The sequence below is a fragment of the Tabrizicola sp. genome, assembly GCF_034366665.1.
Classification (GTDB): domain Bacteria; phylum Pseudomonadota; class Alphaproteobacteria; order Rhodobacterales; family Rhodobacteraceae; genus Tabrizicola.
The window spans coordinates 1-13,129 of the sequence record NZ_JAXMMF010000040.1 but is presented as its reverse complement, the minus strand read 5'-3'; the positions used below and the strand labels follow the sequence as shown (position 1 = coordinate 13,129).

At 66.1% G+C, this 13,129-nt stretch carries 11 protein-coding genes and 1 tRNA gene; 8 read left to right on the top strand and 4 right to left on the bottom strand.

Features of this window, described 5'->3' with window-relative positions; genetic code table 11:
* Positions 1–110: 110 nt before the first annotated feature.
* Together ykgO and U1E69_RS05275 are read right to left on the bottom strand one after the other, a co-directional pair.
* Positions 111–236: a type B 50S ribosomal protein L36 gene (gene ykgO, locus U1E69_RS05280; protein WP_023666132.1), complete on the bottom strand. Its 126-nt coding sequence runs from the start codon at positions 234–236 to the stop codon at positions 111–113.
* A 71-nt stretch (positions 237–307) separates the two neighbouring features.
* A tRNA-Val gene (locus U1E69_RS05275) sits at positions 308–382 on the bottom strand.
* A 145-nt stretch (positions 383–527) separates the two neighbouring features.
* Between U1E69_RS05275 and U1E69_RS05270 the strand changes: the two genes are divergently transcribed.
* Positions 528–1,412, top strand: a complete 885-nt coding sequence (locus U1E69_RS05270; RefSeq protein ID WP_322243321.1) for an N-formylglutamate amidohydrolase — start codon at positions 528–530, stop codon at positions 1,410–1,412.
* Positions 1,413–1,981: 569 nt separating this feature from the next.
* On the opposite strand, the gene U1E69_RS05265 is transcribed toward U1E69_RS05270, so the two are convergent.
* Entirely contained in the window at positions 1,982–3,238 is a 1,257-nt protein-coding gene (locus U1E69_RS05265) for a DNA polymerase IV (RefSeq protein WP_322243320.1), read from the bottom strand.
* 88 nt (positions 3,239–3,326) lie between these two features.
* On the opposite strand from U1E69_RS05265, the gene U1E69_RS05260 reads away from it, so the two are divergent.
* From U1E69_RS05260 to U1E69_RS05230, 7 genes are all read left to right on the top strand, one after another.
* A complete protein-coding gene (locus U1E69_RS05260) occupies positions 3,327–4,466 on the top strand; it encodes a GSCFA domain-containing protein (protein WP_322243319.1) in 1,140 nt (379 codons plus the stop codon).
* A complete protein-coding gene (locus U1E69_RS05255; protein ID WP_322243318.1) occupies positions 4,459–5,241 on the top strand; it encodes a hypothetical protein in 783 nt (260 codons plus the stop codon). The genes U1E69_RS05260 and U1E69_RS05255 overlap by 8 nt, the downstream gene beginning before the upstream one ends.
* Complete coding sequence (locus U1E69_RS05250) at positions 5,241–5,987, top strand: hypothetical protein (protein WP_322243317.1); 747 nt, start codon at positions 5,241–5,243, stop codon at positions 5,985–5,987. Before U1E69_RS05255 ends, U1E69_RS05250 begins: the two co-directional genes overlap by 1 nt.
* On the top strand, positions 5,988–6,920 hold the full coding sequence (locus tag U1E69_RS05245; RefSeq protein ID WP_322243316.1) for a hypothetical protein: 933 nt from the start codon (positions 5,988–5,990) through the stop codon (positions 6,918–6,920).
* A gap of 137 nt (positions 6,921–7,057) precedes the next feature.
* Positions 7,058–7,951: a glycosyltransferase family 2 protein gene (locus tag U1E69_RS05240; protein ID WP_322243315.1), complete on the top strand. Its 894-nt coding sequence runs from the start codon at positions 7,058–7,060 to the stop codon at positions 7,949–7,951.
* Complete coding sequence (locus tag U1E69_RS05235; protein WP_322243314.1) at positions 7,951–9,375, top strand: hypothetical protein; 1,425 nt, start codon at positions 7,951–7,953, stop codon at positions 9,373–9,375. Before U1E69_RS05240 ends, U1E69_RS05235 begins: the two co-directional genes overlap by 1 nt.
* Positions 9,375–11,687: a sulfatase-like hydrolase/transferase gene (locus tag U1E69_RS05230; RefSeq protein WP_322243313.1), complete on the top strand. Its 2,313-nt coding sequence runs from the start codon at positions 9,375–9,377 to the stop codon at positions 11,685–11,687. The genes U1E69_RS05235 and U1E69_RS05230 overlap by 1 nt, the downstream gene beginning before the upstream one ends.
* A 60-nt stretch (positions 11,688–11,747) precedes the next feature.
* Here U1E69_RS05230 and U1E69_RS05225 read toward each other — a convergent pair whose 3' ends face one another.
* Positions 11,748–12,773 (bottom strand): TerC family protein, encoded by a 1,026-nt coding sequence (locus tag U1E69_RS05225; protein ID WP_322243312.1) that lies wholly within the window; start codon positions 12,771–12,773, stop codon positions 11,748–11,750.
* Positions 12,774–13,129 lie beyond the last annotated feature (356 nt).

Genomic DNA, 13,129 nt, shown 5'->3' with positions numbered 1-13,129 from the left:
TCTCGTCGCGGGGTCAGCGAGGAGTGACGAAGTCATCGACGAGCGGCGGCAAAGGAAAAGGCCGCCGAGGTTTCCCCCAGCGGCCTCTGATTCCGTCAGCCGGAAGCTGCTCAGCCCTGGCGGGCCTTGTAGCGCTTCTGCGTCTTGTTGATCACATAGACGCGGCCTTTGCGGCGCACGACCTGGCAATCGCGATGACGCGTCTTCAGCGAGCGGAGCGAGTTCGCAACCTTCATCGATCTTCTCCTTGTTCGCGGCGCGTCTGCGCCAGTGAAAACAAACGTGCCCCCTTGCGGGAAGCGGTGAATGGTGGGCGGTACTGGGATCGAACCAGTGGCCACTACGATGTCAACGTAGTGCTCTACCGCTGAGCTAACCGCCCACTTCGCCTTTGCGGCCCCGTCCTGTCCCCTTCGGTGAAACGAAAAGGACGCGGGCAGAACCGCGTCGGTCGGCGGGTCTATACTGGCAAGCGCCGGGGCCTGCAAGGGGTTTTGGCTTTCGGAATAATGGGGCTATATCAAAGGATGAAAACGGAGGCGCATGTGGGGCGGACAGAGACCGAGGCCTATGTCCTGACCCGCCCGGAACGGCGGTCCGGGCCGACGATCTTCGCCTCGCCCCATTCCGGGCGGGACTATCCGGCCGCATTCCTGGCCCAGGCGGTGCTGGACAGGCGCACGATCCGGTCTTCGGAAGATGCCTTTGTCGATGATCTGTTCGGGATGGCGCCCGACCTTGGCGCTCCGCTTCTGGCCGCGCGGGTGCCGCGGGCCTATATCGACCTGAACCGTGCGGCGGATGAGCTGGACCCCGCGGTGATCGAGGGGTTGATGCGTGTACCGCACAACCCGCGAATCTCGTCCGGCCTGGGGGTGATTCCCCGCGTGGTGGCGGGGGGGCGGTCGATCTATCGTGGCAAGCTGCCATTGGCCGAGGCCGAGGCGCGGCTGAAGCGGTACTGGCACCCCTATCACCAGGCGCTTGCCGGTCTGATCGAAGAGGTGCGGGCCGAGTTTGGCCAGGCCGTGCTGATCGACTGCCATTCCATGCCGCACGAGGCGATCGAGGCGCATACCCGCCCCGGCCAGCCCCGGCCCGAGGTGGTGCTGGGTGACCGTTACGGTGCCACGGCGGGGCGCGAGGTGATGGAGCGGGTCGAGGCGGCCTTCGCGGGCGCAGGCCTGCGGGTCGGCCGGAACGCGCCCTTCGCCGGGGCCTACGTGGCGCAGGCCTACGGGCGGCCCTCGCGCGGAGTGCATGTCGTGCAGGTCGAGATCGACCGGGCGCTGTACATGGACGAAGTGCGGGTCGAACCGCTGACCGGGTTCAGGGCCTTCCGGTCGCTGATTGCCGGGGTGGTGGCAGAGCTGGTCTCGGGCGCAGGCGAAGTTCGGCTGGCAGCGGAGTAGCGCACCACGCGTGGCGCGGTTTTGCGGATGAAAGGTTTCAAGGGTTTGGTTGTGGCCGTCAGGGATTGGCGCTTCAGATGCCCGGTGTGACCGCGGGTTGGCGCGGTTTTCAAATTGAGCGCTGACGCGCAAGCCTTTTGTCTCGCCCAATGCGCGCGAAGGGCGCGCACTGGGCTCGGGCGAAGGGCCTCCGGCGGGGATATTTGGTGCCAGGTGAAAGGTAATGGTGGAGTGTTGTAGGGTCAGGCGGTGCGGGTGGTTGGTGATTTGGGGTGAAGCAGGGGTTGTTTCTGCTATTGCTGCGGTGGTGCTGGCGTCGGTCTGGGCGGTGCTCAACACGGACCGCTATACCTGGCGGGCCGCCAACCACAATGACGCCTGGAAGGATGGGAATGACCCTTACGTCCCATCATTGACGAGCAAGCGAAATCGAAACCTGTTCATCGAAGATCAACAGCACTTCAGAGCGAGGCCCCGAAGTTGTTGCTGAGCCCGGTGCTGCCTTAGTGCTGCCTTAGCGCTCCCGGACGATCAGCGAGGAGCGATGCGGAACGCGAGCGAGGAGCGGGTCAGCGCAGGGCTCGGCCCTTGATGATCGCTTCGGCCCCGAACTTGGCGCGGATGGCGTCGGTGGCGCGTTCGGCGGCGGCGCGTTTGGTGGCGTTGGGGTCCAGGAGGTCATGAGAGAGGTCAGCCTGATCCTCGGGGGCGAGGTCGGAGATGCCGACGCCGATCAGGCGGAAGGGGCCGTTTGTTCCTGCGTGGTCGAAAAGGTCTCGGGCGGCGCGGTAGATGCGGTCGGTCAGTTGGGTCGGGTCGTTCAGGGCATGGCGACGGGTGACCAGCTGGAAGTCGCCCTTCTTCAGCTTGAGCGTGACCGTGCGGCCCGAGAGGCGTTTGGCCTTGGCGCGGTCGGCGACTTGCTCGGACAGGCGCCAGATGTGGCCGTCGAGGAGGTCGGGGTCCGAGGTGTCCTCGAAGAACGTCGTTTCCTTGGAGATCGACTTCAGCTTTTCGTCGCGGTTCACCCGGCGGGTGTCAAGGCCGCGCGCGAGGTGCCAGAGGCGGTCGCCCATGCTGCCGAACCGCGCGCCAAGGTCGGCACGGTCCCAGCGGAGGAGGTCGGCGATGGTGCGGATGCCTGCGGACTCCAGCGCGGTCTGGGTGGCTTGGCCCACGCCCCAGATGATGCGGACGGGTTTGGGCCTGAGGAACGCCTCGGTTTCCGCCTTGCCGATGACGGAAAAGCCGCGCGGTTTGTCGAGGTCGCTCGCGATCTTCGCCAGGAACTTATTGTGCGACAGGCCGATGGAGCCGGTGAGGCCCAACTCATCCTCCATCCGTTTGGTCAGGCGGGCGAGGAGGACGGCGGGGGGTGCGCCGTGCAGGCGGGCGGTGCCGGTGAGGTCGAGGAAGGCCTCGTCCAGCGAGAGGGGTTCGATCGAGGGGGTCAGGTCCTCCATCATTGCGCGGATGGCCCGGGAGGCTTCGGTGTAGGCGGGGAAACGGGGTTTGACGACCACCGCCTCGGGGCAGAGTTTCAGCGCCTGGAACATCGGCATGGCCGAGCGGACGCCCTTGATGCGCGCGATGTAGCAGCAGGTCGAGACGACGCCGCGCGTGCCGCCGCCGACGATGACGGGCTGGTCGCGGAGGCTGGGGTTGTCGCGCTTTTCGACGCTGGCGTAGAAGGCGTCGCAATCCATATGGGCAATGGACAGCTGCGTCAGTTCGCCATGCGCGACCATCCTGGGCGAGCGGCAGGTCGGGCAGCGCGACACCGGGCTGTCAGTCAGGGTCAGGCAGTCGCGGCAGAGGCTGGGCATGATGGGACAAGGCTACCACGCCCGCGCGGGACAGTGGAAGCGGCGGCGGGAAAGCGGTTGACCTTCCCGAAACCCTTGTCCCCTATCCTTGAGCGAAGCCAAGGACCGCCCGCGCATGCCGCATCCCTATGAGACCCTTCCCGAGCACAGCTTCTGGCGCACCGCCGTCGCCGACCGGGACCCATTGGAGATCAGCGGACTCTGGTCACCGCGCTATCCGATCAAGCGGCGCACGCGGATCGTGACTGCCGGGTCCTGCTTTGCCCAGCATTTCGCGAAGGCGCTGGTCGCCCGGCGCTATCGCTGGCTGGATTTCGAGCCAGGACCAGCGGGCCTGACGGCGGACCAGCGGCGGGACTATCACTATGGCACCTTCAGCTTCCGTACCGGCAACATCTACACGCCCCGGATGCTGCGGCAGTGGCTGACCTGGGCGCTGACCGACGCGAAGCCGCCCGAAGAGGCCTGGGAAAAGGACGGCCGCTACTACGACCCCTTCCGCCCGGGGGTAGAGCCGGGGGGCTTCGTCTCGGTCAAGGAGCTGCTGATCTCACGCAGTGAGACGCTGACGGCCATCGCGGCGGCGGTCAGGGGGGCGCAGGTCTTCGTCTTCACGATGGGCCTGACCGAGGCCTGGCATGACAAGGCGACAGGCGTGGAATATGCCGTCTGTCCGGGCACCGTGGCGGGGCAGTTCGACGCCCATCGGCACGGCTTCGTCAACCACGGTTTCGGCGCGTTGATGGACGACATGACCTCGGCACTGCGGTTGCTGTTCCGGGCGAACCGGGGGTTGAAGGTGCTGCTGACGGTGTCTCCCGTGCCGTTGACCGCGACGGCGTCCGGGCAACACGTGCTGACGGCCACCAGCCATTCCAAGTCGCTCTTGCGCGCGGTGGCGTCCGAACTGGTCGCGGCGCAGGTGCGCGTGGACTACTTTCCGTCCTACGAGATCATCACCCACCCCGCCTACCGGGGCCGCTTCTTCGCACCGAACCTGAGGTCCGTGCTGCCCGAAGGCGTCGACCACGTGATGACCCAGTTCTTCCGCGACCAGGCGGCGGCTTTCGGGGGCGATACGGTGGCGACACCACCTCGGACGTCCCTGCCCCCGACGCCGGTTTCCCCGACCGAAGAGGCCCCGGAACCCGAACTGACCGAGGCCGAGGAACTGCGCTGCGAGGAAGAACTGCTGGCGGCCTTCGCTCCGGACCAGCGCGATGTCTAAGCCGCGCCTGTGCGTCTTTGGCGACAGCCACTACGCTTGCGTCCGCCAGGCCGAGGCGCAGGGGCTGGTCGACGTCGGGGAAGTCGATCTGGAATATTGGGGCAATGTCGGCGGCCGCTTCCGCTATCTGGAATTCCGCGACGGCGCGATCCATCCGCCAGATGCCGCCGTGGCCAGCCGCTTCGCCCGGTTCAACGCGAAGGGGCGAACCACTTTGCCAGCGGCGGACTTCGACGCGATCCTGGTGATGGGGGCGCGGATCTATCCGTGGCGGGTGTTCTTCAGGCTGCTGACCGCTCTGGCCGAGGGGCCTTTCGTCAGCGAAGGCCTGCAGCGGCGGTTCCTGGCCGATGGGCTGCGGGCCTACCAGGGCTATCAGCTGGCCGCGGGTCTGGCCGCGACTCGCACGGCGCGGGTGCTGCTGGCCCCGGTCGCATATTACACCGCCAACCCCGAGCGGTTTGCCGCCTCGGTCAGCCCGACGATGGCGCGGCTCATGGCTGAAAAGCTGCCGTGGTTCTGGACGGTCCTGGCCGCCGCCGCTGCCGAGGATGGGATCGACCTGATCCCGCAGCCCGACAAGACGGTGGTGGACGGGATGTTCACCGATCCGGCCTATGCCGTGGGGGACCATCTGGCGAAGGCGGATTACGAACACCATAACGCGGCCTATGGCGCGCTGATCCTGACGCGGGCGCTGGTGATGATCCAGGCGGGGGCGCAAGGCTTGCGGCACTGGGCGGCGACCGGCACAATGGCGCTTTCGGAGGGCTGATGCTGACACTTGCCGCGAAACTGCCGCCGGGGGTTCTGGTCGGGGGCGACGATGCCCTGCTGGCCGAGGCGGTGCTGGCCACCGGCGGCGCACGCTTCATCGCGCGCGAGGCTGATCTGGTGCGCACCGACGGCCAGATCACCGGCTGGCGGGATTCCGTGCTGGCAGTCCAGGCGGGGGCGGCGACCCCGAACAGCGGCAACAGCCGGTATGAAGCCGGACCTCCAGGCGCGCTGATCTGCCAGGATGGGCTGAACTGCGGCTTCACCCTGCCAGGCTTCGCCGCAGAGGTGGAGGCCTTCACCGTGGCGGTGATCTACCGCTCGCAGGGCGAGGCGCGGACACTGGCCACGATCTTCACCGGACAGACCAACAACCTGATCTTCCTGGCCGAGGCCGATGGGCGCGTGCTGGCGAAGGACAAGGCCGCCTCGGTCGAAGTGGCGCTGCCGCTGATCGGCGGCGCGGGGGCGAAGCTGGTGATCCTGGGCTTTGACGGGCGCACGCTGCGGCTGGAGATGGACGGGCAATCGGCAGAGGCATCGGGCAAGGTGCCGGGTCTGGCGCATCAGGCGGATTTCTTCATCGGCTGCCGGTCGAACCGGGCGGGGCTGGCCAAGACGCTGGGGCAGTCTCGTCTGCACGAGGTGCTGTTCTGGCCCGACCGGTCGCTTCCAGGTTCGGCAGAGGCCGAGGATCAGGCGGCGCTGGCGGCCCTGCGGCGGCATGTCCGCTGGGACTACTAGGTGGACACCCCTGCCCCCGCCCTGGACGTGCCGCCCGAGATGGGGCTGGACGGTGCTGCCCGGTCCGGGCGCTTCCTGATCCGGGGCGACCATGCAAACCTGTGGTTCGAGGGGGCTGGCGACGCCCTGATCGTGTCGTTCGACAACCTTGCCACCATCGACGAAGGCTGGCCCCGCGCGCCCTGGGCCTGGAGACGGCTGGAGCCTTTGGGCCATTCCGTCCTGGGGGTGCAAAGCCATGCGAAGGACTGGTTCCGTCAGCCATCCGCGCCCACCCTGCTGCGCGGGCTGGAGGAGCGGGGCTTCTTCCGCCGCTTCCGGCGCGTGGTGCTGACCGGGGCCTCGATGGGCGGCTTCGCGGCGCTGAACTTCGCCCCCCTGATCCCCGAGGCGCGGGTGCTGGCCTTCAGCCCGCAGTCGACGATGAACAAGGTCATCGCGCCCTTCGAGCAGCGGTTTCCCTTCGCGGTCCGCAAATCGAACTGGGAGGGGATGCCCTTCCTGGATGCCGCTGCCGCCATGCCCTACATCCGGCGGGCAGTCGTTCTTTATGACCCCTTCGTCCCCGAGGATCGCGCCCATGCCGCGCGGCTGACGGGGCCGAATGTGCAGCTGCTGCGGGCCCCCTTCACGACGCATGAAGCGATCCGCGTGGTGCTGAAATCGGGGTGCTTCCCGCTGCTGATCGACCAGCTGGTCAAGGCGGACGAGGTCGACCCCACGTTCTGGGCCGCCTACCGCGCACGACGGGACGTGCCGAAGTGGCAGCGCGCGCTGCTGGCAGCCGCCGCGAACCGGGGGCGGCCTGGGCTGGTGATCCGCGCGGCCGACGCGATGCTGCGGCTGGGGGCGGACCTCCCGGACGAGGAAAAGGTCTTCATCCGCCGGGCGCGACGGGCGGCGGCGAACGCACTGAAGGCGAGTTTTGGGTAACGCTCGTCGAGCACTTCGTGCACTCCTCGCTGGGCGGCCCACCGACGAGTGCACGAAGTGCTTGACGAGGCATGCGGAGAGACTAGGCCCCGGCTTTCCGCTCATGCTATGCGGGTGCGGCAGGCAGGAACGGCGGAATGGACCAGACACGCGGCCGGATGATGGCGATGACCATGGTGGGCGGGGATCACTTCTTCCTGTCCCGTTGGGTCGAGTATTACGGTCGCCAGCTGGGCCGCGAGAACTGCTTTGTCCTGTCCCACGGCGGCGACCCCGAACACAAGCGGATCGCGGAAGGCTGCAATGTGATCTACCTGCCGCTGGACGAAACCCGCAACTGCTTCAACCAGCGGCGCTGGCAGATGCTGTCGCGGCTGACCTCGGGCTTTACCAACTTTTACAACTGGGTGCTGGTCGGCGATGTGGACGAGATCGTCTGCGTCGATCCCGCCGTGTCGGACAGCCTGCCGGACTACCTCGCGCAGTATTCGGCGCAGAAGAAGGGGCCGCGGGTGATCACTCCGTTTGCCATCGAGATGGTGCACAACCCAGGCCTGGAGCCCGAGCCGATCAGTGACGACCGCAACATCCTGGACGTCCGCCGCATCTTCCGGCTGAACGCGAACTACGCCAAGCCCTGCATCACCTGCGACCGGATCGACCTGGCGCCCGGCGGGCATTTCGCCAACCACCCGAAGCTGCATCTGGACCCGCATCTTTACCTCTTCCACCTGCGCTTCATCGACCATGACATGACCGAAAAGCGCCTGGCGACCCGCCGCGCCCAGCGCGTGATCCAAAGCGGCGCGCTGGAGGAGGTGGAGCGGGAAAAGACCGGCTGGGACACCGCCTGGGACACCTACAAGGCCCTGTCCAAGGAAAAGCCAAGGGGAGAGACGGTGGACTTCCCCGAGTTCCGGCAGGAAATGGTGGACGGCTGGCGTGAGAAGAAGGTGGTCTACTTCGCCCCCGGCGGCGCGCGTCCCAAAGGGGTTTACCGGCTGCCCGAAAGGTTCAAGGTGCTGTTCTGATGGGTGACGACATCCCGACCCAAGGCGTGATCATCCGGGCCGAAAACGGCGACGTGATCCGCTATGACGCAACGGGGCTGGTCCTGCGCCTGTCGGACAAGGTGATCGCCGACATCGCCGCGCGGCTGGATCTGAAGCCGCAGACCGCGCCGCCCTCCGAATCGCCGCCCCTGCCCGACCTGCCCGAGGAGATCGACCTCTGGGCCCCCCGGCGCGAGGGGGACTGGGTGTTCTTCCAGGCCAACATGCCCGGCGCGGACGGCCCGCGCGGTTATCGCCGGCACGTGTCAGGCGGGGCGGTCATCGCCGAGACGCGCGGCCCGCTGATGGCAGTGCTGGGGATCGGCGGGGCGCGGGCGGGGCTTGGCTCACCCGGTCCGGCGCGGTTTCGCTGGCACGTGCTGGCCCCGGCGGACGACATCGGCGCGGTGGGCATGGGCGGCGAGGGCGAGGCGGCCGAGACCGCCGCCCTGGAACCCCTGCGCGAGCTGACGGTCGAGGCGATGATCGCCGATGAACTTCTGGCGCGGCGGCGGGCGGCGCATCAGTCACTCCCGCTGGTCCTGGTCCGGGCCGAGACCGACATGTCCTCTTCTGCGCATGACCTGGGGTCGGGGGCCGCCGTGGCGAACCTCGATCGGGCTTTTGCCAACCTGCAGGCCGCCGCTGCCCGGCTGGGCACGCGGGCGCAGGTGCTGGCGGTGGTGCTGGATTATACGCTGGAAGACCTTAGCGGCGACCCCGTGGCCTACCGCGACGGGATGATCGCGCTGATGGAGCGGATCACCCGCGGCATGGCGAAACATGGCCTGGCGCGGCCGATCTTCCTGACCTCGTTCGACTGCGGCACGCTGGATGTGACCCGTGGTCCGGGGCTTGAGGGCCAGTGGGAGCTGTCGTGGAACCACGCCGATCACCGACTGGTGTTTGCTGCGCCCTCCTATGCCTTCCAGATCGACGATACCGGGCGGCTGACCGATGCAGGCCGGGCCGAGAAGGCACTTCTGATGACCGAGGCGCTGCTGGCAGTCCACGGCGGCGGGCGCTGGCACTGCCCGGTGATCCAGCTGGCCGAGCGGGCGGGCGACGACATCCGCGTGATCTGCGAGGCGCAGGATGCGCTGATGATTGACCCCGATGATCCGTTCGGCGCGGGCGAAACCGCGGGCTTTGCGCTGGAAGGCGTCACCAACGGTGCCAGGATCACCGGGATCGAGTTCGGGAAATACGACACCAAGGCGCTGATCCTGCGCTGTTCGAAGCGGCCCGAAGGGCAGGTCTACGTCACCTATGCCCACGGCACAGAGCCGGGCCAAGGCCCCTATCCGGCGAACCGGGGCGCATTGCGCGGCGCCTTCGGCGACGGACCCTTGCGCCGCTGGGCGCTGCCCGCCCGACTGAAGCTGACCGAAGGCGGGCCGTGATGGCGTTCACCGCCGACAGCATCAGGAACGACAATATCTGTGTCATCTGGGTCGATGACATGATCGACATCTTCACCTGGCGCGACACCTTCGGGCTGCGCATCCAGACCCCGAACCTGGACCGACTGTTGAACCGGGGCGTGCGCTTCGGCAACGCCTATGCGACGATCCCCCTCTGCGCCCCCTGCCGGGCCGAGCTGGCAACCGGCCTGTCACCATTCCGCACCGGGCTTGTCGACCTGAACCGCTTCTGGCGCCAGGTCCTGCCGCCAGAGAAGGTCTGGGCCTACGACCTGCGGCGCGCTGGGTTCTACAACTTTACCACCGGCAAGGTGGACGCAAGCTATACGCCGATGCCAATCCGCTTCCGCCGGGTGCTGTTTCACGAGGAACCCACGGCCCATGATTCCGGCGGACGGACCAAGATGAAGCTGTACCTGGATCGGGGGCCAGGGATCGCGGGGGTGAACCATCCCGACGACGACGGGTCCCAGGACCACAAGTTTTATGACTTTACGGTCGCGCAGAATGCCATCGACTTTCTGGGCCGAGCCGATCCCGCGCGGCGGCACCTGATCCAGCTGGGCTTCAAGCACCCGCATTACAACCTGGAATGCCCGGACCGGTTCTACCAGCTGTATGACCCTGCCGATGTCCGCTGGCCCGACATCGCCGCGCCCGAGGACTACTACGGCCCGCCCCCCGGCTTTGCGGTCTATGAGGCGGCCTATATCGCCAACGGCAACTGGACACCGGAAAAGGGCGGCGATGACGGCTGGCGGCAGGTGGTGCGCGCCTATTTCGCTGCGATCAGCCATGTCGACCACGAGATCGGGCGCTTCCTGACCGCGCTGGAGGCGTCTCCTCTGGGCGACCGGACGACGGTGATCTTCCTGTCGGACAACGGCTTCAACCTTGGCAACCACGACAGCTTTCACAAGATGAGCCAGTGGGACAGCGCCGCCCATGTGCCGCTGGGCATCTGGTCACCGCGGATGGAGGAGGGCCGAGTCGTGGACCTGCCGGTCAGTCTGCACAACTTTCCCAAAACGGTCCTGCAGCTTGCCGGCCTGCCGCCGCGCCCCGATTGGGTGTCGGGGCAAAGCCTTCTGCCCCTGATCGACCCCAGTTTCGGCACCTTCGACGAGACGAAATCGCCCATCACCTCGGTCTTCGGGACGCTGTCGGTGCGGCCCTCGATCGAGGGGTATCGCCAGTTCCGCTACTTCCGCTATCCGAACGGCGAAGAGCATGTCTACGACGTCGTCGCCGACCCCGGCGAGACTGAAAACCTGATCGCGACCGCTCCGATGGATGTCCTGCGGGGCGAGCTGGTGAAGGGCGCGCTGGACCTGGGCCTGGACCTGCGCGGCTTCGAGAATCCGGCGGATGGGGTCAACGCGATGATGGCCGTCGATGGCTCCGTCGTGCTGGAGGGGCACCGCGGCAACGACAACTACTGGGTCTACGGCGCCGAGGCCGAGAAGATCCGCGAGACGAAGGACGGCGGCAACGACACGCTTTGGTATCTGGGCGGCCCGGACGACTATGTCCTGCACTGCCCGATGAACGTCGAGAACATCCGCATCGCCACCGTGCTGGCCCGCAACGAGAACGCCACCGCCGCTGAAAAGGCCAGCCGCGTCCTGCGGATCGTGGCGCATCCCGACAGCCCGATCACCTTCGAGACGACAGAGCGGGTGATGGTCGACGTCCGTGGCTCACGCGGGAACGACGTGATGATCGGACCGAAATACGGCGGCGCGACCTTCTACGGCGGCGAAGGTGATGATGTCCTGAAGGCGATCACCGTGCACGAAGGCTCGCGTCATTTCTTTTACGGCGGGGCGGGGAATGACCGTCTGGTCGGCGGCGGCGGGCGCGACGTGCTGGACGGGGGCACCGGCGATGACACGATCATTGGCACGGCGGCGCGGAACCGGATCTTCGGCGGACATGGGAACGACGAGCTGCATGATGGCGACGGGTCATCCGTGGTGCAGACCGGACCGGGCCGGAACACGGTGCGGCTGGGGGGCGGGAATGACACGGTCCATGCGGGAAGCGGGATCAACCTGATCGACCCCGGACCAGGGGCAGTGGTCTTCGTGCTGGCCTATGGCGGAGTGACCCATGTCAGCCAGTGGCAGCCCGACCAGGTCTATGACCTGACCGCCTGGCCGAAGCCGCCCATCGTCGCACGCCGGCCGGATGGCGCGGTGGATGTGACGCTGGGCCTGTCGGTCCTGCGCATCGCCGGCGTGCCCAAGGGCCACGACCTGGCAAGCCAGATCCGGCAGACCCCGCAATAGAAAACGCCCGCCCCGAAGATCCGGGACGGGCGCCTGCTCTGCCTGCCTCAGGTGGCGGCGTTATTCGGCCGCCTTGACCTCTGTCCCGTGCCCGTCGTCACCACCGTCCCGGGTCTTCCACAGCGAATAGAAGATGCCCGCTGCGATGATGCCGATGGTGATCGCCAGCGACAGGTAGGGGTCGAACTTGCCGAAGAAGTAGCTGTAAAAACCCTTCAGCCCGATGAACACCAGCACCAAAGCCAGCGCGTATTTCAGATAGTGGAAGCGATGCACCAATGCGGCCAGCGCGAAGTAGAGTGCGCGAAGGCCGAGAATCGCCATGATGTTGGCCGTGTAGACGATGAACGTGTCTGTGGTGATCAGAAAGATTGCCGGCACAGAATCGACTGCAAAGATCACGTCGGCAAAGTTGATCACAACCAGCGCCACGAACAGCGGCGTTGCAAAGAACACAATCTTGTTGGTCACCGGATGCGGCTGGCGCACAAAGAACTTCTGGCCGTGAAGTTCCTTGGTCACGTTCATGACCTTCGAAACCATCCCGACCATCGGGTTCTTCGACACGTCGGCCTCACCCTCCTGGGTGAACAGCATCTTGATGCCGGTAAAGGCCAGGAAGGCCGCGAAGACCAGCGTCATCCACTTGTAGTTCGAAACCAGTTCTGCACCGATCGCGATCATGATGCCCCGCAGCACGATCACGCCGATGATGCCCCAGACCAGCGCGCGGTACTGGTACTTCCGCGGAATCGCAAAGTAACCGAAGATCAGCGAGATGACGAAGACGTTGTCGATCGAGAGAACCTTCTCGATGATGTAGCCTTGGAAATACGAGGCGACCGGATTGGTCCCGTCACTCGTCACCAGCGTGCCGTTCGCCCAAGCCCACCAGATATACCCGCCAAATGCGATCGAGATCAGGATGTAGAAGGCCGACAGCTTCAGGCTTTCGGCTACCCCGATCTCATGATCTTCCTTGTGCAGCACGCCAAGGTCAAACATCATCAGCGCGACCACGATGGTCAAGAACATCAGCCAAAGCCAAAGCGGCTTGTCGATCACTTCGTAGAAAAGAAAATCCATTGTATTCTCGCGACTAAGCGTTGCTTGTGACGGGGATGTGGCAGCAAGACAACAGGCCCCAATCTCTCAGCGCCGACATCACAGGCATGCAGATACCTGTCAGAGGGGCCCGGTCGCAGATGCGGTGGGTAGGTGGTTTTCACAAATGCGTCAAGTGTCGTCGGTTGGCCGACGAGCTGATGCAAAGGAAGACTGTCGGGCCGACGGCGCAGCCGGGAGCTATGACCGAAAGTTGGTGACGGTTTGATCAGGCGGCTTTGAATTCGTGCTTGATGCCGTCGCGGAATTCAACCCCCTGGATGATTTCGGGCAGGCGGTTCTGACCATCGAGTTTGCGCCATTTCTTCCTGGCCGAC